The 19,734-nt window shown below is 64.5% G+C and carries 17 protein-coding genes; 7 read left to right on the top strand and 10 right to left on the bottom strand.

Features of this window, described 5'->3' with window-relative positions; genetic code table 11:
- Positions 1-15: 15 nt before the first annotated feature.
- Both AB4099_RS19745 and AB4099_RS19740 read right to left on the bottom strand, forming a co-directional pair.
- The gene (locus AB4099_RS19745) at positions 16-876 is read right to left on the bottom strand and encodes a GNAT family N-acetyltransferase (RefSeq protein ID WP_441479303.1); all 861 of its coding nucleotides are present in this window, start codon (positions 874-876) and stop codon (positions 16-18) included.
- A 42-nt stretch (positions 877-918) separates the two neighbouring features.
- Positions 919-1,644: a cupin domain-containing protein gene (locus tag AB4099_RS19740; protein WP_441479302.1), complete on the bottom strand. Its 726-nt coding sequence runs from the start codon at positions 1,642-1,644 to the stop codon at positions 919-921.
- Between the two features lie 682 nt (positions 1,645-2,326).
- On the opposite strand from AB4099_RS19740, the gene AB4099_RS19735 reads away from it, so the two are divergent.
- The 5 genes from AB4099_RS19735 (at position 2,327) to AB4099_RS19715 (ending at position 8,087) form a co-directional block, all read left to right on the top strand.
- The gene (locus AB4099_RS19735; RefSeq protein WP_441479301.1) at positions 2,327-3,271 is read left to right on the top strand and encodes an ABC transporter permease; all 945 of its coding nucleotides are present in this window, start codon (positions 2,327-2,329) and stop codon (positions 3,269-3,271) included.
- Positions 3,261-4,151, top strand: a complete 891-nt coding sequence (locus AB4099_RS19730) for an ABC transporter permease (protein WP_113515822.1) — start codon at positions 3,261-3,263, stop codon at positions 4,149-4,151. The genes AB4099_RS19735 and AB4099_RS19730 overlap by 11 nt, the downstream gene beginning before the upstream one ends.
- Positions 4,152-4,333: 182 nt before the next feature.
- Complete coding sequence (locus AB4099_RS19725) at positions 4,334-5,401, top strand: ABC transporter ATP-binding protein (RefSeq protein WP_441479300.1); 1,068 nt, start codon at positions 4,334-4,336, stop codon at positions 5,399-5,401.
- The gene (locus AB4099_RS19720; RefSeq protein ID WP_441479299.1) at positions 5,398-6,459 is read left to right on the top strand and encodes an ABC transporter ATP-binding protein; all 1,062 of its coding nucleotides are present in this window, start codon (positions 5,398-5,400) and stop codon (positions 6,457-6,459) included. The genes AB4099_RS19725 and AB4099_RS19720 overlap by 4 nt, the downstream gene beginning before the upstream one ends.
- Positions 6,460-6,596: 137 nt before the next feature.
- Positions 6,597-8,087: an ABC transporter substrate-binding protein gene (locus tag AB4099_RS19715; protein WP_441479298.1), complete on the top strand. Its 1,491-nt coding sequence runs from the start codon at positions 6,597-6,599 to the stop codon at positions 8,085-8,087.
- A 416-nt stretch (positions 8,088-8,503) separates the two neighbouring features.
- On the opposite strand, the gene AB4099_RS19710 is transcribed toward AB4099_RS19715, so the two are convergent.
- A complete protein-coding gene (locus AB4099_RS19710; RefSeq protein WP_441479297.1) occupies positions 8,504-8,758 on the bottom strand; it encodes a heavy-metal-associated domain-containing protein in 255 nt (84 codons plus the stop codon).
- 229 nt (positions 8,759-8,987) lie between these two features.
- Between AB4099_RS19710 and AB4099_RS19705 the strand changes: the two genes are divergently transcribed.
- Complete coding sequence (locus AB4099_RS19705; protein ID WP_441479296.1) at positions 8,988-10,004, top strand: 2Fe-2S iron-sulfur cluster-binding protein; 1,017 nt, start codon at positions 8,988-8,990, stop codon at positions 10,002-10,004.
- Between the two features lie 54 nt (positions 10,005-10,058).
- Here AB4099_RS19705 and AB4099_RS19700 read toward each other — a convergent pair whose 3' ends face one another.
- From AB4099_RS19700 to AB4099_RS19670, 7 genes are all read right to left on the bottom strand, one after another.
- Positions 10,059-11,129, bottom strand: a complete 1,071-nt coding sequence (locus tag AB4099_RS19700; RefSeq protein WP_441479295.1) for an ABC transporter ATP-binding protein — start codon at positions 11,127-11,129, stop codon at positions 10,059-10,061.
- The gene (locus AB4099_RS19695; RefSeq protein WP_441479294.1) at positions 11,126-12,118 is read right to left on the bottom strand and encodes an ABC transporter ATP-binding protein; all 993 of its coding nucleotides are present in this window, start codon (positions 12,116-12,118) and stop codon (positions 11,126-11,128) included. Before AB4099_RS19695 ends, AB4099_RS19700 begins: the two co-directional genes overlap by 4 nt.
- Positions 12,115-13,575 carry an amidohydrolase family protein gene (locus AB4099_RS19690; protein ID WP_441479293.1) on the bottom strand — a complete coding sequence of 487 codons (1,461 nt, stop codon included), beginning with the start codon at positions 13,573-13,575 and terminating at the stop codon, positions 12,115-12,117. The genes AB4099_RS19695 and AB4099_RS19690 overlap by 4 nt, the downstream gene beginning before the upstream one ends.
- A gap of 118 nt (positions 13,576-13,693) precedes the next feature.
- Complete coding sequence (locus AB4099_RS19685) at positions 13,694-15,283, bottom strand: ABC transporter substrate-binding protein (RefSeq protein WP_441479292.1); 1,590 nt, start codon at positions 15,281-15,283, stop codon at positions 13,694-13,696.
- A gap of 27 nt (positions 15,284-15,310) precedes the next feature.
- Complete coding sequence (locus AB4099_RS19680) at positions 15,311-16,219, bottom strand: ABC transporter permease (protein ID WP_441479291.1); 909 nt, start codon at positions 16,217-16,219, stop codon at positions 15,311-15,313.
- Positions 16,219-17,160: an ABC transporter permease gene (locus tag AB4099_RS19675; protein WP_069880300.1), complete on the bottom strand. Its 942-nt coding sequence runs from the start codon at positions 17,158-17,160 to the stop codon at positions 16,219-16,221. The genes AB4099_RS19680 and AB4099_RS19675 overlap by 1 nt, the downstream gene beginning before the upstream one ends.
- Positions 17,161-17,172: 12 nt before the next feature.
- Positions 17,173-18,795: an amidohydrolase gene (locus tag AB4099_RS19670; protein ID WP_441479290.1), complete on the bottom strand. Its 1,623-nt coding sequence runs from the start codon at positions 18,793-18,795 to the stop codon at positions 17,173-17,175.
- 358 nt (positions 18,796-19,153) lie between these two features.
- Here AB4099_RS19670 and AB4099_RS19665 point away from each other — a divergent pair, with 358 nt between their 5' ends.
- A complete protein-coding gene (locus AB4099_RS19665; RefSeq protein ID WP_441479289.1) occupies positions 19,154-19,732 on the top strand; it encodes a cupin domain-containing protein in 579 nt (192 codons plus the stop codon).
- Positions 19,733-19,734: the final 2 nt, after the last annotated feature.

The raw sequence follows: 19,734 nt of genomic DNA, 5'->3' as shown, positions 1-19,734 counted from the left end.
TGCCTGTTCCAAAATTCAGCCGAGTGCCTGGTTGGCCAACGCGTAGAGGCGCATCGGTCCCACTGGGTTTGGCTTATTGCCAAGCACCATCGACGTCACCGCCCCCGCAGGGCTCAGCCCGCATTCCCTGAGCCAATCCGCGAGCCCGGAATCGGCCTGGATATCGACACGCAGGAACTGGCCGCGCTGTTCATGCAGCCAATGCGCGATCAGGATTTGCGCATCGTCGCGTGTCGTGGCGACGACAGGTCCGACGACCAGACCGCGACCGAAGCGGCGCAGGATGCTGAAGCCCATGGGCTGTCCGTCCCGCTCCAGCACGATGCACTCGCCGCAGGCGAGCAGCATCTCCAGCATCGGTTTGCGCACCAGTCCGGTGGCCTGGCGGTCAAGCCGTTCCAACAGCGTCAGATCCGCTTGGCGGCCGAGGCGCAGCGACAGGCCCGCTTGCAGGACGGGCGCCGCGATCGCGGGCGCCTCACCCTGATATTGTTGCACCCCACCGCAGGGAACGAAGCCGAGTTTCGCATAGAGCGGCTCCCCGGCGGCGGTGGCGTTGAGCATAAGCGAGCGCCCCTGCGCCTGCTCGAACAGCGCCTGCATCAGCCGTTTGCCGATACCTCCACCCTGATGGGCGGGCGAAACAATGATCATGCCGAGCGTGGCATGGGTCTCGCCATAGGGCCACCAAAGCGCGGTCGCGACGATCTCCTGGCCGAGCGTCGCGACGACGCCACGGCCGAGGCCGATCACCATCTCCCAATCCTCGGCCCGATGCGGCCAGTTCACGGCGCGCGACAACGCATGGCAGGCCAGTGCGTCGGCCATCGAGATCTCGCGCAGAAGCAGCGTCTCTTGAGGGGCGGTAGCGGACATTATCGGTTCCATGGTCGGAGGCATCGGCAGGATGTCGCGGGCTTAGCCCTGGACCTCCTGCACGACGTAGAATTTGGCGACATGAGCGCTGCTTTCCCAGGCGCAGGGTGCGTCCTGGACGACGAAGACGCTGTCGCCTTGCTCAACGCGCGTGACGCTGCCATCGGCTCCCGTGAGGGCGACGCTGCCTGCCACCAGATGCATGAGTTCATTGACGCGATGCGGTCGCGAGATGCGGTGATAGGGCGTCGAATCCCAGGTGCCTGCCCGGAAGCGCGAAGCCTCGTCGGTAAAGGCGTTGAAGCTGCGGCATTGTGGCGTCGGGCCGATGAGCACCTCGACCGGCGGGGCTGCCGAGGGCGAGAGGGCGGCATCGGCCCGAATGTCCTGCAAGCCAGGCGCGGCCGAGGTCGCACCGGTCGTGGCGCAGAAGACGAAGCGCGTACCGGGCGCCGCTTCGATCCCCAACGCGGTGCCGCGCGCGATCACGGCCCCACGCCCAGGCGTCAACTCCAGAGCAGCCTTGCCGGTCTCGGCAAGGCGCAGCAGCCCGTCGACGACGACCATGAATTCGGTGTGAGGAAACGAGGCGCTCTCGCAAGTCCCCTCGAACGCAGCGCGGCCCGCCGCCATGGAATCAGGGCCGGTCCAGGCGATCTCGCGGCCCGCGGCAAATGGGTCGGCGGCGCTCAGCCTTGTCGTGCCGGGGCTGATGGCAGGCTGGGCGCCCTTGGCGCGGTGAAGCACTATGATTGCGGGCGATGTCATCTGTGGAGCCGTCCAGACGTTTCTTGCGACAGGTCCAGAGCTAAAGCCAAAGCCGTCACCGGGATTGGACCATCTTTCCGGATGCCAGTTTCGGGGCCGACAGCCGCACGCGCCGGCTCGCCCTCCGGAAATCCAGGAGCAAGGCCAACGGGGGCGCAGGAAGACGCCTTCCTGCGCCATGAACCGGATAGGCACGGCATAATCTGCTGAACACCCTTCCTCGCGCGACATTGCTGTCAACAGCCGCCTGCCCTGGCGCGCGTTCCTCAATGGCGGGTTTTTGCGCTGTTTCGCCGCCGAAGGGCACATCGACATCATCGTCCAGCAGAGCCGGTCGCCTTGACGCCAGCAACATCGCCCGGTCGAAATGCCCCACGCGATCCCGCGATCCGGAGATGACGGCATGGCCTGCCATGACGGTGAGCGAAAACGGCACGGTGTTGTCGGCGTGACATCCAGAACGACATCGGCAGCCATCGCTGCGACTTACACTCCGGGAACTGCGCCTGACACACGTCGAGCGATCACTGCCGTGCCGGACTGCGCGCCGCGCTAGAGCGACGCGGCCCGTTCCTTGCTGCTGTGGTCTGTGCTCGGGCGGAGACGGTTCGGATCGACATTGGGGGTCGGCGGCAAGATCATGGGTCTTGCCGCCTGGCGCATCGACAAAAGGGGCGCGTGAATGTGGACGATCGCGTTGAAACGCTTCACGCTGCTGTGTGCGACATGCGTCTTCATTTCGCTGCTCGCCTTCATCGTGCCCTACATGAATGGCGGCGATCCCGTCCGGACGATCCTGCGATCCCGCATGGGAGATGTGGCCCTCGATACTGAGGCCGTTGAGGCCCTGCGCATTAGCCTCGGGCTCGAACAGCCGCTCTATGTCCAGTACCTGTCCTGGCTGAAGGCGGCCCTGAGCGGTGACTTTGGCTATTCCTTCGTCAGTCGCGCGCCGGTGGGACAGGAAGTGCTGCGGTCGCTGGGCGTCTCGTTCACGCTGGCGATGGCGGCGCTCGGCCTCGCCTTGCTCGTGGCCCTTCCGATGGGAACGCTTGTGGCGCTGAAGCCGGGCGGACGCCTGGACAACATCGTCACCTTCCTCACGCAGTCCCTTGTCGCCATCCCCGAGTACTGGTTCGCGCCGATCTCGGTGCTGATCTTCTCGCTGTACCTTGGTCTCTTGCCATCCGCCGGCTGGCAAGGTCCGTCCTATATCGTGCTCCCTGCCCTCGTTCTGTCGCTGCGCCCGATGGCCTACTTCACCCGAGTGACGCGCGCGGCGATGATCGATGTGCTGCAGGCGCCCTATATCACCGCTGCGCTCAGCCGCGGGCTGAGCATGCGGCAGACAGTTGTTCACCACGGGCTGCGTAACGGATCGATGCCGGTCGTCACGCTGTTTGCCCTGTGGCTTGCCGGCCTGCTCGGCGGCTCCGTCGTGGTCGAGGTCATCTTCTCGATCCCCGGCATGGGACGGCTGATCTACGAAGGCGTGGTGAACAACGACGTGCCCGTGCTGCAAGCGAGCTTCATGTGCATCGTCGTCCTGTCGATCGTGATCAACACCATTGCCGACGTGCTCTACATCCTGCTGAATCCAGTCGTGCGGATGGGCCATGTCCACTGAAACCGCCCTGCCCCTGCTCCCATTCGCCGGTCGCACCGTGGCTGGCCGCCCTTCAGCCCTTCGGCGCTTCCTCAGTTTCGCCCGCAGCCGACACTGGACCTTCGGGGTTGGAATCGCGCTGTTTGCGCTGATCGCTGCGCTGCTGATCGCCGGTCCCTGGGTGACACCCTACAATCCGGCAAGCCAAAGCCTGCTGCGCCGCCTGGCCTCACCGAGCGCTGCACACTGGCTCGGCACGGACCATCTGGGCCGCGATCTGTTGAGCCGGATTCTGGTCGGCGGCCAGTTTTCCGTGCTGATCGCCATGGTCACGCTGTTCCTCTGCGTCACCATCGGAACCGTGGTCGGCATCATCTCGGCTCGCTCGGGCGGCTGGGTCGATGAAATCATCATGCGCCTGGTCGACCTGCTGATCTCGTTTCCCGACGTGGTGATCGCCATCTTCGCGATCGCGATCCTCGGGCCGGGCTATGGCACGCTCATCATATCCCTGACGATCATCGGCTGGACACCCTTCGCCCGCTTGTCACGCGGTCTGGCGCTCGTGATCAGCGCCAAGGAATATATCAGCGCTGCCGAGGTGCTGGGCTGCTCGCGCACCTTCATCATTGTCCGGCACATCATTCCCAATACCCTGCGGCCGATCGCGGCGATCACCTTCCTGCGCTTCGGGCACAAGCTGATCACAGTGGGTGGTCTCTCCTTCATCGGGCTCGGCGTGCAGCCACCCCAGGCCGACTGGGCGCTGATGCTGGCCGAGGCTCAGCCCTATGTCGAGCGGATGCCGCTGCTCGTGATCGTGCCCGGCCTGGCGATCTTCCTGACGGCACTGTCAGTGACCTGGATCGGCCAGGGCCTCGAACTCAAGGAAGCCCGATAGGATTGCGGAGGCGGGAAGGATGCGGCCAACCGAATGTGTAAGGCCGCCCCCCATTCGCCTCTGATCGAGCACGAACGAGCCTGCCCCCCGCAGAGATAGGAAAAGCACCATAGCCTGAGCCGCGAAGAGCGAGTGCACCAATAGAGAACACGACCAAAAAAACCAGAACAGAGGGGTCACAGATGGACAAGCGCTTTCCCGATACTGCCGATGACGCGCGACCCGAGCCGGCCAGGGACGTGCTTCTCGATATCCGCAACCTGCACGTCTCGGTGCCCGGCAAAGGCTCATCGAAGACCATTATCGATGGCCTGAGCCTGCAGCTCAGGAGCGGCGAGATCGTCGCGCTCGTCGGCGAGTCGGGATCGGGCAAGAGCATGACCGCGCTGTCGCTGATGCGCCTGCTGCCCTCTGCCGCCAGCATCACGGGCGGGCAGGTCCTGTTTCGGGGGCGCGATGTGCTTGGCATGAGCCCGGCCGAATTGAACCATCTGCGCGGCGGGCACATCGCCATGATCTTCCAGCAGCCGCAGGCCATGCTCGATCCGACGTCTCGGGTCGGGGTGCAGGTCGCGGAGGCGCTCTGGAAGCATCGCCGTCCCGACCGTTCTTCGGTCAAGGAGCGCGTGATCAAACTGCTCGCCGATGTCGGCATCCCTGCTCCGGCGAGCCGCATCGACTGCTATGCACATGAACTGTCCGGCGGCATGGCGCAGCGCGTGATGATGGCAGCCGCAATGAGCGGCGAGCCCCAGATCCTGATCGCCGACGAGCCGACGACAGCGCTCGATGTCACCGTGCAGGTGCAGATCCTGAAGCTGCTGGACGAGCAGCGCCGAAAGCGGAACCTCGCGATCCTGCTGATCACCCATGATCTGTCGATCGTCTCCGCGATCGCCGATCGCGTCGCGGTGATGTATGCCGGCCGCATCGTCGAGGAAGGACCGGCCCGCGAGATCCTCCAGCAGCCGCGCCACCCCTACACCAGGGCGCTGGTGCAGTGCTCGCTGCTCAAGGCGGACGCGAACGGCCGGCTCTATTCGATTCCGGCGGCGCCGACGGCGCTCGCGACCGGACAGGGCTGCCGCTTCCTGCCGCGCTGCCCGACCGCGGCAGCCAACGGCATCTCCGCGCATTGCCTCGAGCAGGAACCCCAGCTGAGTACCTATGACGCAAGCTGCATGGCACGATGCTGGGCCGTGGCCTGCAACGACCATCCTGCGATGGCCGTCAGCGGAGCCCACGCATGATCGACAGTCGCATCGACATGGCGCCGCGGTCTCACGCTACAGTCGGCCGCCCCTTCGTCGAGGTCACCGACCTCAAGAAGCACTACATGATGCGCGCAGGGCTCTCGCTGAGGGCCCTGGACGGCGTCTCCTTCTCCATTCGCGAGGGCGAGGTCCTGGGTCTCGTTGGCGAGTCCGGCTGCGGCAAGAGCACGATCGCCCGCGTCCTGATGCGGCTGACATCCGCGACAGGCGGCGAGGCCAGGATCGACCGACGGAACGTCCTGACGCTGAATGGCCCGGACCTGCGCCGCATGCGGCGGACCATGCAGCTTGTCTTTCAGGATCCCTATGCCGCCCTCGATCCGCGCATGACGCTGGGCAACAGCATGCTGCTGCCGATGATCCAGAACAAGCTCGGCATGCGTGACACGCTTCGCGTTACGGTGCTGCAGATGCTCGAAGAAGTGGGGCTCGATGCCTCTTTCGCCGAGCGCTATCCCCGCGAATGCTCCGGAGGGCAGTTGCAGCGTGTGGTCATCGGACGGGCCCTGCTGCTGAAGCCTCGGTTCCTGGTCTGCGACGAACCGACCTCGGCGCTGGACGCTTCGATGCGGACACAGATCCTGAACCTTCTGGTCGACCTGAAGCAGCGCTTTGGCCTGACGCTGCTGATGATTTCCCATGATCTGCGCGTTGTGAAGTACATGTGCGACCGCATCGCCGTGATGTATCTTGGCCAAATCGTCGAGATCGCCGACCGGGACGAACTCTTCGCACGGCCGCGCCACCCCTATACGCGCGCACTGATCTCATCCGCCTTGATCGACGAGACTGGTCTTGACGGCGCAGCCAGCTATCTCAAGGGCGATCTGCCAAGCCCGCTGGCTCCGCCGCCGGGGTGCCGGCTTCAGACGCGATGCCGCTTTGCGACGCAGCCTTGCACCAGCGAGATGCCCCTGCTTCGCGACGTGGGCGACGGCCATCTCGTCCGCTGCCACCACTGGGAAAAGCTCGATCTGACCTCAGTGACCTATCGCGCAGCCGGGACGCCTGATGCGGCGATGACAGGCCCATGACATCTTATCGGCGCGCGTTCGATGGGGATGATCGGTTCTGCGGCCAATTCCCCGCAGAACGGTATTAAATTCTTCGCCAGACGCGGGACGATCAGCCTTGCTGCAACCATAAGCAGAATAAAACAGGGGATCGACGAATGAGCAAACGCAAGACCATAGGGGCTGCCTGCGCACTTGCCTTGTCTGCGGCGACCGCGGCTGAAGCCGCGGGAACCCTCACCATCGGCGAGGTTGTGAATGTTGTCGCGGGCTGGGACATGGCGTCTGACGACGCCTATCTGGGCAGTCGCTCAGGGTGCTATGAGGGCCTGACCAAAGTTGATTTCGACGGCGAGCTGAAGCCCTCGCTCGCCACGGCATGGAGCCAGTCTTCGCCGACCGCCTGGGACTTCAAGATACGCCAGGGCGTCACATTCCATGACGGGAGCCCCCTGACGGCCGAAGCGGCGGCGAACGCACTCAACCAGCTCCTGGCGGCGCAGGTGCCGGCACGGGCTTTTTCGAAGAAGAACATCAAATCCGTCGAGGTGCTGGACACCGAGACCCTGCGCGTCACCACCGTCGAACCCTCGGTCTTCCTCCCCGGCCAGCTGGCCAGTCCGGCCACGACGATCCTGGCACCGGCAGCCTACAAGGACGACAAGGTCAACCCGATCAAGACCTGCACTGGCCCCTTCGCCATCACGCGCGTCGATGCCAAGCAAGGCATGACCGTCAAGCGCAATGACAACTACTGGGGCGGCAAGCCAAAGCTCGACGGAGCAGAGATCAAATTCATCTCGGATGCGAACAGCCGTGCCACCCAGATCCGCACCGGAGAAGCCGATATCGCCCGGATGATCTCGGCCACCGCGCTGGCCCAGTTCAAGAATCTGAAGAACGTGAAGCTGGAGCAGACCAAGGCCCCACGCACCCTCATGCTTCTCCTCAACAACAAGAAGAAGCCGTTCGACGACATCCGCGTCCGCCAGGCGATCCAGGCCGCGATCGACACATCGGCGATTGCCGCGGCGGTCTATGAGGGCGCCGCGACGCCGGCCATGGGCCCGTTCCGCGCGACCGATCCGTGGGCGCCAGCCAATCAAAAGCCGTCCTATGATCCCGCGAAGGCAAAGAAGCTGCTGGCGGAAGCCGGCATCAAGCCCGGCAGCCTGACCCTCAATCTCTGGGGCTACGTGTCCAAGGTCGAGCTCAAGGATGTCGCCGCCGTGGTGCAGGAGATGCTCGGGCAGGTCGGCATCAAGGTCGATATCCGGATGGCGGAATATAAGGCCATCGAGCCGGATATGCTCGCCGGCAATTTCGACATGGCCTTCATGTCGCGCGGTTACCTGACCGACGTTCCCGAGCCGATCGGCTTCATCAATGCCGATTACTCATGTTCGGGAAGCTTCAATATTGCGCATTACTGCACACCTGAAATGGACGCGGAGATCGGCAAGATCTACGGCACGAAGGACCAGGCGGACCGGTTCAAAATGTACGCCAACCTGGGCGAAAAAATCCAAAAAGACGCGATCAACGTCTTCCTTGTCCATGAATCGAGCTACGATGCTCACGCGACGAAGATCAAGAATTACAGGGCACATTTCATCAATTACTACACGATGATGCCGGGCCTGGAATGATCTGACGTTCTCCGACATCAATGCCGCGCAGGGTCAGGCCCGGCGATCCAGCGCCGGGCCTGACTGTTTCTCCAGCCTGATCCGCAATGGAATCGCGCATGATCTGCCTTCCCCCGTCCGTGCCGATGATGGAGGCCGTCTATCCGCATCGCGGCGTTCGCACTCCTCCATCTGGATCGGGGCGCCATTCAGCGCTGTTTGATCGTCCGCCCGGCAATCAATCAGCCTTCCAAAATCCGAGACGCCGCGCTTCCGCTCCTCCGGAAAGGGCTCGGCATTCTGGTCCGGCTCCGAGGGCGGGCGCGAAGGATCGGCAGCGCCAATCAAGCAAAAGGCCGCGGCATTCGCCGCGGCTGTCATCATTTCAAAGAGGCACGCCGATTGTCGGCGAAAGCCGGATTGCCGGCCTCAAACGCTCAGGCGCGAGCGGCCTCCGGCGTATAGCCGGCCTGCGCGATGATCTCGCGAACCCGGGCAAGATCGGCACCCTCAACCGAGACGAGACGAGCCTCAGGGTTGGCGCTGACCTTGGCACCCGGGATCGAGCTCTCGATGGCGCTCTTGATGGTGCCAGCACAATGACCGCAGGTCATGTCCTCGACGCGGACGGAAACGCCGGAAACGGCAGCGGAAGCAACCTCATGATCGTCGGTCTGGTGAGCTTGGCACATAGGAAACCTCTCCTGAAGGAATGAGCGCAAAATCAGTGTCGTTCCTTGCCATATGGCAAGGTCAAGCCCGGATTTTTCTCCGCACGAGAGGTCTCCAGCCGCTTGACATTCCCACGATGGGAAGCCGCATCGCAGTGACCGTTCGTCCAACCGAGGTGGCGCAGATGACGGTTATCACTCAGTCCGAAAGGCCGTCAGCGGCGCGTGAGCCTCAGCTGAGGCCCACTCGATGACTCCGAACCATATCGTCCGCATCACCAACCTCGCGACCGAAATCGCGGTTGCGGCGGATATGACGATCCTGAAGGCGGCCCAGCTTGCCGGGTACGCCTATCCCTATGGCTGTCAGGTCGGGCGTTGCGGCGCCTGCAAATCGAGGCTTCTCTCGGGCGAAGTCGAGCTGCTGCCCCATACGCCATTCGCACTCACCGCAGCAGACACGGAGCGCGGTTTCGTTCTCGCCTGCCGCGCACAGCCGCGCAGCGATTGCAGCATCGCCTGGCTCGGCAGCGACACGGCCGGACATTCCTTGGGCGAGGTTTCGGGACGGGTCGTCTCGCTGCAGCGGCCGACGCCGGATATCTCGATCCTGCGCGTGGAATTGGAGGGAGCTCCGCTCGCCTTCACGGCCGGCCAATATGCCGAACTGGATTTCGCGGGCTGCGCGCCGCGCAATTATTCGATGGCAAACGACCCGGACGAGCCGCTGCTCGAGTTCCACATCAGGCATGTCGCCAATGGTGCAACCAGCGGTCATGTCGCGAGCAGGCTGCGCTCGGGCGATCCCGTCCGGCTGCGTGGCCCGATGGGTACAGCGCATCTGCGCGCTAGGCGGACCGGGCCGATCCTCGCCGTGGCGGGCGGAACCGGGCTCGCCCCGATCCTGTCGATCCTGCAAAGCGCCGCACGCCTGCATCTGAAGCAGCCGATCCGGCTCTACAATGCCGCACGGGCTGTGCATGATCTCTATCAGGAGGCCACGATCGCGGACCTCGCCAACCGGCTCGCCGATTTTACCTATATCCCTGTCCTGAGCGACGGGTCGCCGCTCGGCGCTCGCCTTGAAGCGCTCGCCGAACTCGAGGGCGTGACAGCCTATGTCGCCGGCTCGCCCCGCCTGGTTGACGACGCGGTCGCAGCCATGACGCGCCGCGGACTCGACCCGGCTCACGCCTATGCCGACGCCTTCTTCCCGGCATCGGACCAGGCAAGCGCGGACGGCACGGAGATCACGGTCCGGGCGTGACGGCGAGACGAGGACAATCGGTGAGCGGTGGCAGCCTCAGACGTCAAGCCTCGCTCAGTTCACCTGACGACGGTGCGCCTCATAGAGCGCGAGGCGCCTGCGCCGGCTCGGCGATTCCTCCCGGGCCGCGGCAGCGTGGCTGAAGGTCGGCACGGTCTCGGCAAAATGGCACGCAGTGCTATGTCCCGCGCCGACGGAACGCAGGCTCGGCACTTCACTGCGGCAACGCTCCTGCGCAAGGGGACAGCGCGTATGGAACCGGCAGCCTGCCGGCGGATTGAGCGGGCTCGGAACGTCGCCCCCCAGCACATTCCAGCCCTCGCGCCTGGTCGGGTCGGGCTCCGGCGCCGCTGATAACAAGGCCTGCGTGTAGGGATGGCGGGGATTGCCGTAGAGGTCCTGCTTGCTCGCCAGTTCGACGACCTGCCCGAGATACATCACCGCCACGCGGTCAGCCATGTGCTTCACGACGGCAAGGCCATGGGAGATGAACAGATAGGCCAGGCCGAGTTCTTTCTGAAGATCCTTCAGCAGGTTGACGACCTGCGCCTGGATCGACACATCGAGGGCCGACACCGGTTCGTCGCAAACGATGAGCTTCGGAGACAGGGCCAGGGCCCGGGCGATGCCGATGCGCTGGCGCTGGCCACCCGAGAACTCGTGCGGATAGCGCGCCGCGTGATAGGGGGCGAGATCGACCCGGCGGAGCAGTTCCAGCACGCGAGCCCGCCGCGAGGCCGCCGTCCCCTCGCCATGGACCAGCATAGGCTCGGCGATCAGCTCCTCCACTGTCATGCGCGGATTCAGGCTGGCATAGGGGTCCTGGAAGACGATCTGCATATTGCGACGCATGCTGCGCAGCGCCGCCCGATCGAGATGCGTGATGTCGCGACCTTCGAAGCGCACGCTTCCCGCCGTGGGCTCGATGAGCCGCATGGCAAGACGCGCGGTGGTCGACTTGCCACAGCCGCTCTCACCGACGATCGCCAGGGTCTCGCCGGGATTGATCTGCAGGCTCACCCCGTCCACGGCACGCACCGCGCCCACCTGCTTCTTCCGGATCAGGCCCTTGAAGACGGGGTAATGCTTGGTCACGTCCTCAAGTTCGAGCAACGGCGCTGTCATACGAACTCCTCCAGCGGGGCCTTCCGACAGGCGACAAGATGGGTCGGGCCGATTTCCCCGAGCACCGGCATCTCCGCGCGACAACCATCATCGGCGAACGGGCAGCGCGGATTGAACCGGCAGCCCTGCGGCAGCCGGAAGGGCGGAGGCACGACGCCGTCGATCGCGATGAGGCGCGCCACGTCCTGGTCCATGCGCGGCATCGAGCCCATCAGGCCGATCGTGTAAGGGTGCTGCGGATCGTGGAACACGTCCTGGACCGAGGCCCGCTCGACCACCTTGCCGGCATACATGACAGCGACTTCGTCGGCGACCTGGGCGACGACACCGAGGTCGTGGGTGATCAGGATCATCGACATGCCCGTCTCCTCCTGCAACTCGCGCAGGAGCCTGAGAATTTGGGCCTGGATGGTGACGTCCAGCGCCGTGGTCGGCTCGTCCGCGATCAACAGAGCCGGCTTGCAGGTCAGGGCCATGGCGATCATGACCCGCTGGCGCATGCCCCCGGACAGCTGATGCGGATACTCGTCGAAGCGTCGCTCGGGAGACGGAATGCGCACCCTGCGCAGCGCCTCGATGGCCTCGTCACGCAGATCGCGTGCGGAGGCCTTGCGGTGCGCGCGCAGGGATTCGACGACCTGATACCCCACCGTGTGCACGGGGTTCAGGCTGGTCATCGGCTCCTGGAAGATCATAGCGATGCGGTTGCCGCGCATGTCGCGCATCTCGCTCGACGACAGCTTCAGGAGGTCGCGCCCTTCGAACAGGATCTCGCCGCCGGCATTGCGCCCCGGGGGCGGCACGAGGCCCATGATCGACAGGGACAGCATGCTCTTGCCGCAGCCGCTCTCCCCGACGATACCGAGCGTTTTGCCGCGCTCGAGCGAGAGCGAAATCCCGTCGACCGCCCGCACCGTCCCGTTGAGGGTCTGAAAGGCCGTCGTCAGGTTGCGCAGCTCGATGATCGGCGTGGCCTTGGTCGCACTCATGAGCGGCCCCCGGAAGCCCGCTGCCCGGCTTCGGGAAAGGTCAGGGGCGAGTAATCCGTCACCGGGCGGCCGGCCCAGTCATTCCTGGGAGCAGCCGCTTCAGTCCGCTTCTGCGCTTCATGCAGGCGCCGGGCGGCCGCCGGATAATCAAAGGTGAGAACCTCGCCGCCGCTGACGACAAGACGGCCATCGACATAGACACGATCGACCGCGCGCTCGGCCGCTGCGTAGATCAGGCTGCGAACGGGATCACGCCGCGGCTGCATCATGGGATGGGTGAGATCGACGAGCACGAGGTCCGCCTTGCAGTCCACCGCAAGCCGGCCGATATCGCTGCGTCCCAGCGCACGAGCACCGGCGACCGTCGCCGCCTCGAACAGGTCGGTCGTGCTGAGTGTGCGCGGGCTCTCCGCCATCAGGCGCGCGACATAGGCCGCGTTGCGCATTTCCTCGAGCATGTTGTGGGGATAGGTGTCCGTCCCCAGGCCGATATTCACGCCGGAGCGCCGATAGCGCCCGAAATCACGCAAGGCGATGCCCCGCCGCATGAACACGGTCGGACAATGAGCCACCGTCGTGCCGGTCTCAGCCAGGAGATCGAGATCGCGGCGGCTGTGCCAGGCGTTGCGCGGGTAGTCGTCGAGGAAGATGGCGTGACCGACGATGCTCGTCGAGCCGAGCACGTCGAGCTTCTCGAGCCACTGGATCGGCGAGACGCCATGACGGCGCGTGATCTCATGGAACTCGACCGTCGACTGCGCCGCATGGATCTGCCAGCGCAGCCCACGTCGGCCGGCCTCGGCGTAGCTTTCCTTGATCAGCCCCTCGCTGCAGGTGTCGATCTGGGCGGGGCATACCATGCCGAACAAGCGGCCCGAGGGGTGAGCCTCGGCCTTAGCGATAACCTCGAAGGCCTGCGCCATGGCATCGGCGCCGGCCTTCTCGTCCCACTCGTATTCGACGACATAGCCATTGCGCGTATGCCAGCGGGCCGAACGGAACATCGGGGCAAGGCAGACGCGCATGCCGCTCTGCGCCGCGAGGTCTAGCCAGTCCGGATGCGGCACCGACAGATCGGCAACCGTCGTCACGCCGGAGAGTAGCAGCTCGGAATAGGCGACGCGCACGCAATCCGGCACCGCCTCGGCATCCGGGCGCAGGATCGGCATGAACTCGTAGAGCGAGGAATTGTAGAGTGCCGGCGAGCCGAGCTCATCCAGGAAGCCCTTATTGAGAGGCTCACTCGATGGGTGCGAGTGAATATTGACGAGGCCGGGCATGACCATCCGCCCCTGCCCGTCCACGGTCTCGTCCGCAGGACCGTCATAGCGCTCGCCGACAAAAAGGATCTTGCCATCCTCGAAGGCGACGTCTGCGCCGTAGAGATAGACGTGACCGGCAGCCTGGGCATCCCAGGCCACGACGACATCCGCATTCCTGATGACCGTGATCGTCATGGCATCATCCGTACAAAGAACAGGGAAAGGGCCCGGCCCGAGGGCCACGCGGGCGATTTGCATGACCGACGGAGCAGCGGATGCGGCGCAGGGTGTCCCCCGCGCCGCATCGAAGCGCTCAGCGCTTCAGCTTGATGTCGAGGCCCTTGTAGAGACCTGCGCCATAGACGCCGTGGGCGCGCACGCCTTCGACGCGGTCGCCCGAGACAACCCAGAGCGGCTGCGAGACCAGCGGCACCCAGACATTGGCTTCGGTGAGCTGCGTCTGGACGGCGCCGATCGCCTGCTTGCGCTTGTCGGCGTCGACGGCGGTCGCAGCCGCCTTCAGCATCTCGTCGGTCTTCGGGTCCTTCCAGTTCATCCGGTTCGGCGTCGGCGCCTGGCGGCTGTTGAAGTAGAGGTTCAAGGCCTCGGTCGCCGTCACATAGGGATAGGCCATCACGAAGGCGTCGAATTCCTGCGTGGCGAGCTTGCCCCAGGCGACCGTCGCATCCCAGAGCTGGATCTTCATGTCGATGCCGATCTTGCGCAGGTCGGCCTGCATGGCCTCGGTGATGCGCGGATTGACGTCGTTGCGGATGCCGTAGACCGTGAAACTGGCCTTCTTGCCGTCCTTCTCGCGGATGCCGTCGGCGCCGGCCTTCCAGCCAGCCGCGTCGAGGAGCTTGGCCGCCGCGGCCGGATCATATTTCGGCATCTTGGCAGCCGCGTCCTTGTCGAAGTCGAGGACGCTGGCATTGAGCAATGCCGGCAGGGTCTGGCCCTTGCCGAAGAAGATCGCCTTCGCGATGGCGTCCTTGTTGACGGCCATGTTGACCGCCTCACGGATCACACCCTCGCTGGCGACGGGCTTGTCGACCTTGAAGCCCATGAAGATGTCATAGATATAATTGTCCTGCCGCTGCACCTGCATGCCGGGCATACGCTGCATCGTGTCGAGCGCGATATAGGGCATATAGTAGGTGACGTCGGCCTGCTTGGCTTGGATCGCCGCCATCAGCGTATTCGACTCAGGAATGATCTTCCAGACGATCTCGTCGATCTGCGGCTTCGGATCTTTGTAGATCGGCGGCCCCCAAGTGTAGTGGGGGTTCTTCTTCATCACGAGTTCCTGCCGCGGGGTCCACTTCACCCAGCAATAGGGGCCCGTCGCGTTGAAGCCCTGCACGCCGAAATTGGCGCCGAGCTTCTCGACCGCGTTCTTGTCGACCACCGAAGCGAAGGACAGGCCGATCTGGAAGAGCAGGTCGCTATAGGGCTCCTTCAGTTCGTAGACGACCGTCGCGTCGCCCTCGGCGCGGATGTCCTTGACCTGACCGCCGCGGAACGACACCGGCGACTTGTTGGCCGGATCGGTCCAGCGCTTCAGCGAGTAGACGACGTCCTCGGCCGTCATCGGACGGCCGTCGCAGAACTTCACATCGGTGCGCAGCTTGAACGTGTAGGTCGTGCCGTCCGGAGAGACCGTCCACGACTCCGCCAGGCCGGGCTTGATCGTCTTCATGTCGAAATCGACGCTGACCAGCGTGTCGGCCAGCATATAGAGCGCCTCGGCGGCGGCGGTCGATGTCGAGCGGATCGGGTCGTAATTATCCGCGTCGATGACGCGCAGGATCGACAAAGGTGCCTTCTGCTGGGCGCAGACGGGCGCGGCGGTGGCCGCAACAGCAGCGGCGCTGCCGAGAAGCAGTGCGGTAAGCCTGTTCATGTGAGGAAACCTCCGGAAATTCTGCGTCTATTTGCGCAGCTTGGGATCGAGAGCATCGCGCAGCGCGTCGCCGAGAACGTTGAAGGCCAGCACGACCACGAAGATGACCAGGCTTGGCAGGACAGAGACATGCGGCGCGAAGAACAGGAAGTTGCGGCCGTCAGCCGCCATCGCGCCGAGCTCCGCCGTTGGCGGCTGCGCGCCAAGACCGAGGAACGACAGGGCGGCGCCGAGCAGGATGACCTGGCCGAAGCGCAGGGTGACGAAGACGAAGATCGCCGAGAGGCAGTTCGGCAGCAGATATTTGAAGATGATGCGTGCGTCGCTCATGCCGAGCGAGCGGGCGCTCTCGATATAGTCCTGCTGGAGCACGACAATGGCCGAACCGCGCACGACACGCGCCATCAGCGGCACGGTCGCAATCGACAGCGCGATGATCACCGCCGTGAGCCCGGGCCCGAAAATGGCGGCGATGGCCAGTCCGAACAGGATGGCCGGAAAGGACAGGAGCACGTCCATCAGGCGCATGAGCAGGCCCGACACCCGCGTGTAAAAGGCCGCAACGAAGCCGACGAGACCACCGACGGCACAGCCGAAGACGACGGAAGCGAACCCCATCAGCAACGTGGTGCGCAGGCCGAACAGCAGTCGCGTGATCATGTCACGCCCCTGCCCGTCCGTGCCGAGCAAGCCCATCTCGCCGGGCGCCTTCAGGGTATTGGCGAGATCGCCGCCATAGGGATCCGACGGAGCAAGCCAGGGCGCGAAGATCGCCCCGGCGATCACCAGCACCACGAGCACCAGCGAGATGCATGCTCCGACATCGCTGACGAGCATTCTCAGCACCGATGGGCGGCGGACGATGAAGTCTTCGGTCGCCGGCGCCGGCAGCGGTTCCGCCTGCCCCTTCGCGAGCGTCTGCATGATGGAGCTCATCAGGCGCCCCTCACTCTCGGGTCGAGCACGGCATAGAGCACGTCCACGGCAAGGTTGATCAGGATGAAGCCGAGCGACAGCACGATGATGGTGCCCTGCGCCATCGGCAGATCGCTCGACAGGATCGCACCAACGGCCAGCCGGCCGATGCCTGGCCAGCTGAAGACGGTCTCGGTGACGACGGCACCGCCGAGCAGAAACCCGATCTGCAGCCCGATCAGCGTCACGACGGGGACAAGCGCATTGCGCAGGGCGTGCCGCATGACCACGGCCCGTTCTGTCAGCCCCTTGGCGCGGGCCGTCCTGACATGGTCGGCCCCCAGCACGTCGAGCACCGAGCTGCGGGTCATGCGGGCGACGGGGCCGACGAAGACGCCGCCGAGCGTGATGGCCGGCAAGATGATCGCCAGAAAGCCGTCCCAGGTCCAGAACGGCCCCATCCGGCCGGTGAAGGGCAGCAGCGGATACTTGAAGCCGAGCAGCCAGATCAGTGCCAGGCCGAGGAAGAACACGGGCAGGGAGACGCCCGCGACCGACACCGCCATGATCGCGCGATCGAGGATAGAGCCGCGGAAATAGGCGCCGACCGTGCCCATGGCGATGCCCAGCGGAATGGCCCAGATCAGGGAGGCGACCATCAGCTCGAGCGTCGGCCCGATCGTGTTGCCGAGCTCCTGGACGACCGGCACATTGTTGATGATCGACACGCCGAGATCACCCTGCAGCAACCGCCCGACATAGATCAGGAACTGCTTCCAGAGCGGCTGGTCGAGCCCGAGATCGCGGCGGATGGCCTCGACGATGTCCTGTGTGGCGGTTGGCCCCGCTCGCACCTGCGCAGGATCCGTCGGGACCACCTGCATGAGCAGGAAGCCCAGCAGGAGAACCCCCAACAGGACCGGCAGCGCGAGCAGCAGCCGTTGCAGCGTGTGCCGCAGCATTCCGGCTTCTCCCTACTGCGCCGCGGCTGCGAACTGGCCGAGCCGGTCATAAACCACCTCGCCGCCCAGCAGCGTCAGATCGCAGCGCGCATCCATCTCCACGGTCTCCACCGGAGCGGCGAAGATGTCGTGCGACAGAACCGCGATGTCGGCGAGCTGACCCGGCACGAGACGTCCCATGCGGTCCTCGGCGAACTGGGTATAGGCGCCGATCGCCGTATAGGCATGGACGGCCTCTTCCATCGTCAGGCGTTCCGCCGCACCGATCACCGTGTGGCGCTTGGTCTGGCGGGTGACCATCGTGAAGAGGTTCTTGAATGGGTCCGTGGCGCAGACCGGCGCATCCGAACTCGCAGCGGGATGCACACCGGCATCGAACCATTTGCGCATCGGATAGGAGGCATCCGCCCGCTCTTGCCCGAGATTATGAACGTAGAGATCGCCGAACTCGTAGATGAACACCGGCTGCGGTACGGGATCGATCCCCGCTGCAGCCATCCGAGCGAGCTGGCCGTCGGTCAGGAAGCCGCAATGCTCGATGCGGTGGCGACGCCCGAGGACGGGGTGCTCGGCACTGTCCGCCTGCTCGATTCCCGACAGCACCTGCTCGATGGCTGCGTCGCCGATGGCATGAATCGCGAGCTGGTAGCCGAGCCTGTGATAATGCGCGAGGTAACCGTGCATGTCCGTATCGGAATAGATGAAGATGCCGCGGTTGTCGGGGTCGCCAACGCGATAGGGCTGGCTCATCGCTGCCGTCAGACCGCCGGCGCTGCCGTCACCGAACACTTTCATGGCGCCATAGCGCAGCAGGCCGACCTCGCGCCCAAAGCGGTATCCGGCCGCGTGCGCGGCATCGCCGATCCCGTCGGCGTTGCCATAGATGCAGACCCAGGTCCGTACCGGCAGGCGGTTGGTGCGGGCCATCTCCTCATAGGCCTCGATCTCCGCCATGCCCGCCAGCATGCCGACGCCGGCATCCATCACGCTGGTGAAGCCCTGCGACAGCATGTAGTGGCCGGCCTGCTCGATGGCCGTCGTCAGCTCCGCGTGGCTGGGTTTCGGCATCGCCTCGACGATCAGGCGCATGGCGCTTTCAGCCAGAAGGCCGGTGAGCTTGTTGTCACGCCGCTCGATCAACCCGCCGTCGGGGCTCGGCGTGTTGTGGCCGATGCCGGCCTTGCGCATAGCCTGGCTGTTGACGACGCCGACATGGCCGCAGGTGCGCTTGATATAGACAGGATTGTCGGGCGCCACCTGATCGAGCTCGTCGGCGGTGGGATGGCGGCCCTCGGCCAGTTCATTGTGATCATAGCCGCGCCCGAGCACCCACTCGCCTGGCTTCTTCGTCCTGGCGACAGTCGCGACGCGGCGCAGGACCTCGTCGATGCTGCGCACACCCTCCTCCGGCCGAAGATTGATTTCGTTCATGCTGACGCCGAGCGGCAGCAGATGCATATGCGCATCGTTGAGGCCGGGGATCGCAACGCGACCGGCCAGATCGATGACACGCGTGCCCGCCCCCCGCAGGTTCGAGATCTCCTCAGCCGAACCTGCCGCGAGGACTGTGCCGTCCCTGACCGCCAAGGCCTCGACGAACCCCTCGGCCAAACCGCAGAAGATGCGGCCGTTCAACAAGACGGTGTCCGCTTGAATCATAACCTTACGCTCACTGCTGCATTGTAATGATTGACACCGCTGCGCGCGCAACTTGCCAGGCGCAAGCAAACGCGCAGCGTAACGCAGATTTAGCGCACTAAATCCACGACGTTCAGCTCTGTCAGATAATGGAATATGCTCTAGGCAGCGGTCTCGAGCCGCAGAAACTCTTCCATCCTTGATATTTCCTCAGAGTCATTTTCTTATTGGATTGGGGTTAGCATTGCTCAGAATATTTGACAGCGCAAGGGGCGCTGAACAGGCAAGCGCTGCATGCCGTGTGGATAGCGTCGCAGGCATTGCGTGATGGAACGAAGACGGGCGGAGACCGGTCATGAGTTTTGACGTGGGTGGAAGATTGAAGGAAATCAGGGCGTCTGCCGGGCTTTCACAGCGTGAATTGGCCGCCCGCTCGGGCGTGACGCACAGCCTGATCTCGCTGATCGAGCAGAATCGGAACAGCCCATCGGTCGCGTCCTTGCGCAAGATTCTTGACGGCATTCCGATGTCGATGGTGAATTTCTTTGACGAAGAGCGCGTGCCGCGAGGCAAGGTATTCTTCGATTCGGGCGACCTTCTGGACCTGACATCCCGCCTGCATCAGGTCAGTGGCGGCAGCGGCGAGGGCCGCATGTCGTTCCGACAGGTCGGCGACGCCAAGGCGCATAACCTGCAGATCCTGCATGAATCCTACGAGCCCGGCGCCGATACCGGCGTCACCATGCTGAAGCACGATTCACATGAAGGCGGCGTGGTCCTTTCGGGAGAGCTCGAGATCACCGTCGGCGACCAGATCAAGATTCTTGGCGTCGGCGATGCCTATCTCTTCGACAGCCGCACCCCCCACCGCTTCCGCAATATCGGCGCGACGCGCTGCGAGGTCGTGAGCGCCTGCACGCCGCCCTATCTTTGAGG

Source organism: Allobosea sp. 2KB_26, assembly GCF_052115715.1.
Classification (GTDB): domain Bacteria; phylum Pseudomonadota; class Alphaproteobacteria; order Rhizobiales; family Beijerinckiaceae; genus Allobosea.
Note: the sequence above shows the minus strand (reverse complement) of the source record. Positions and strands in the feature narration are given on the sequence as shown.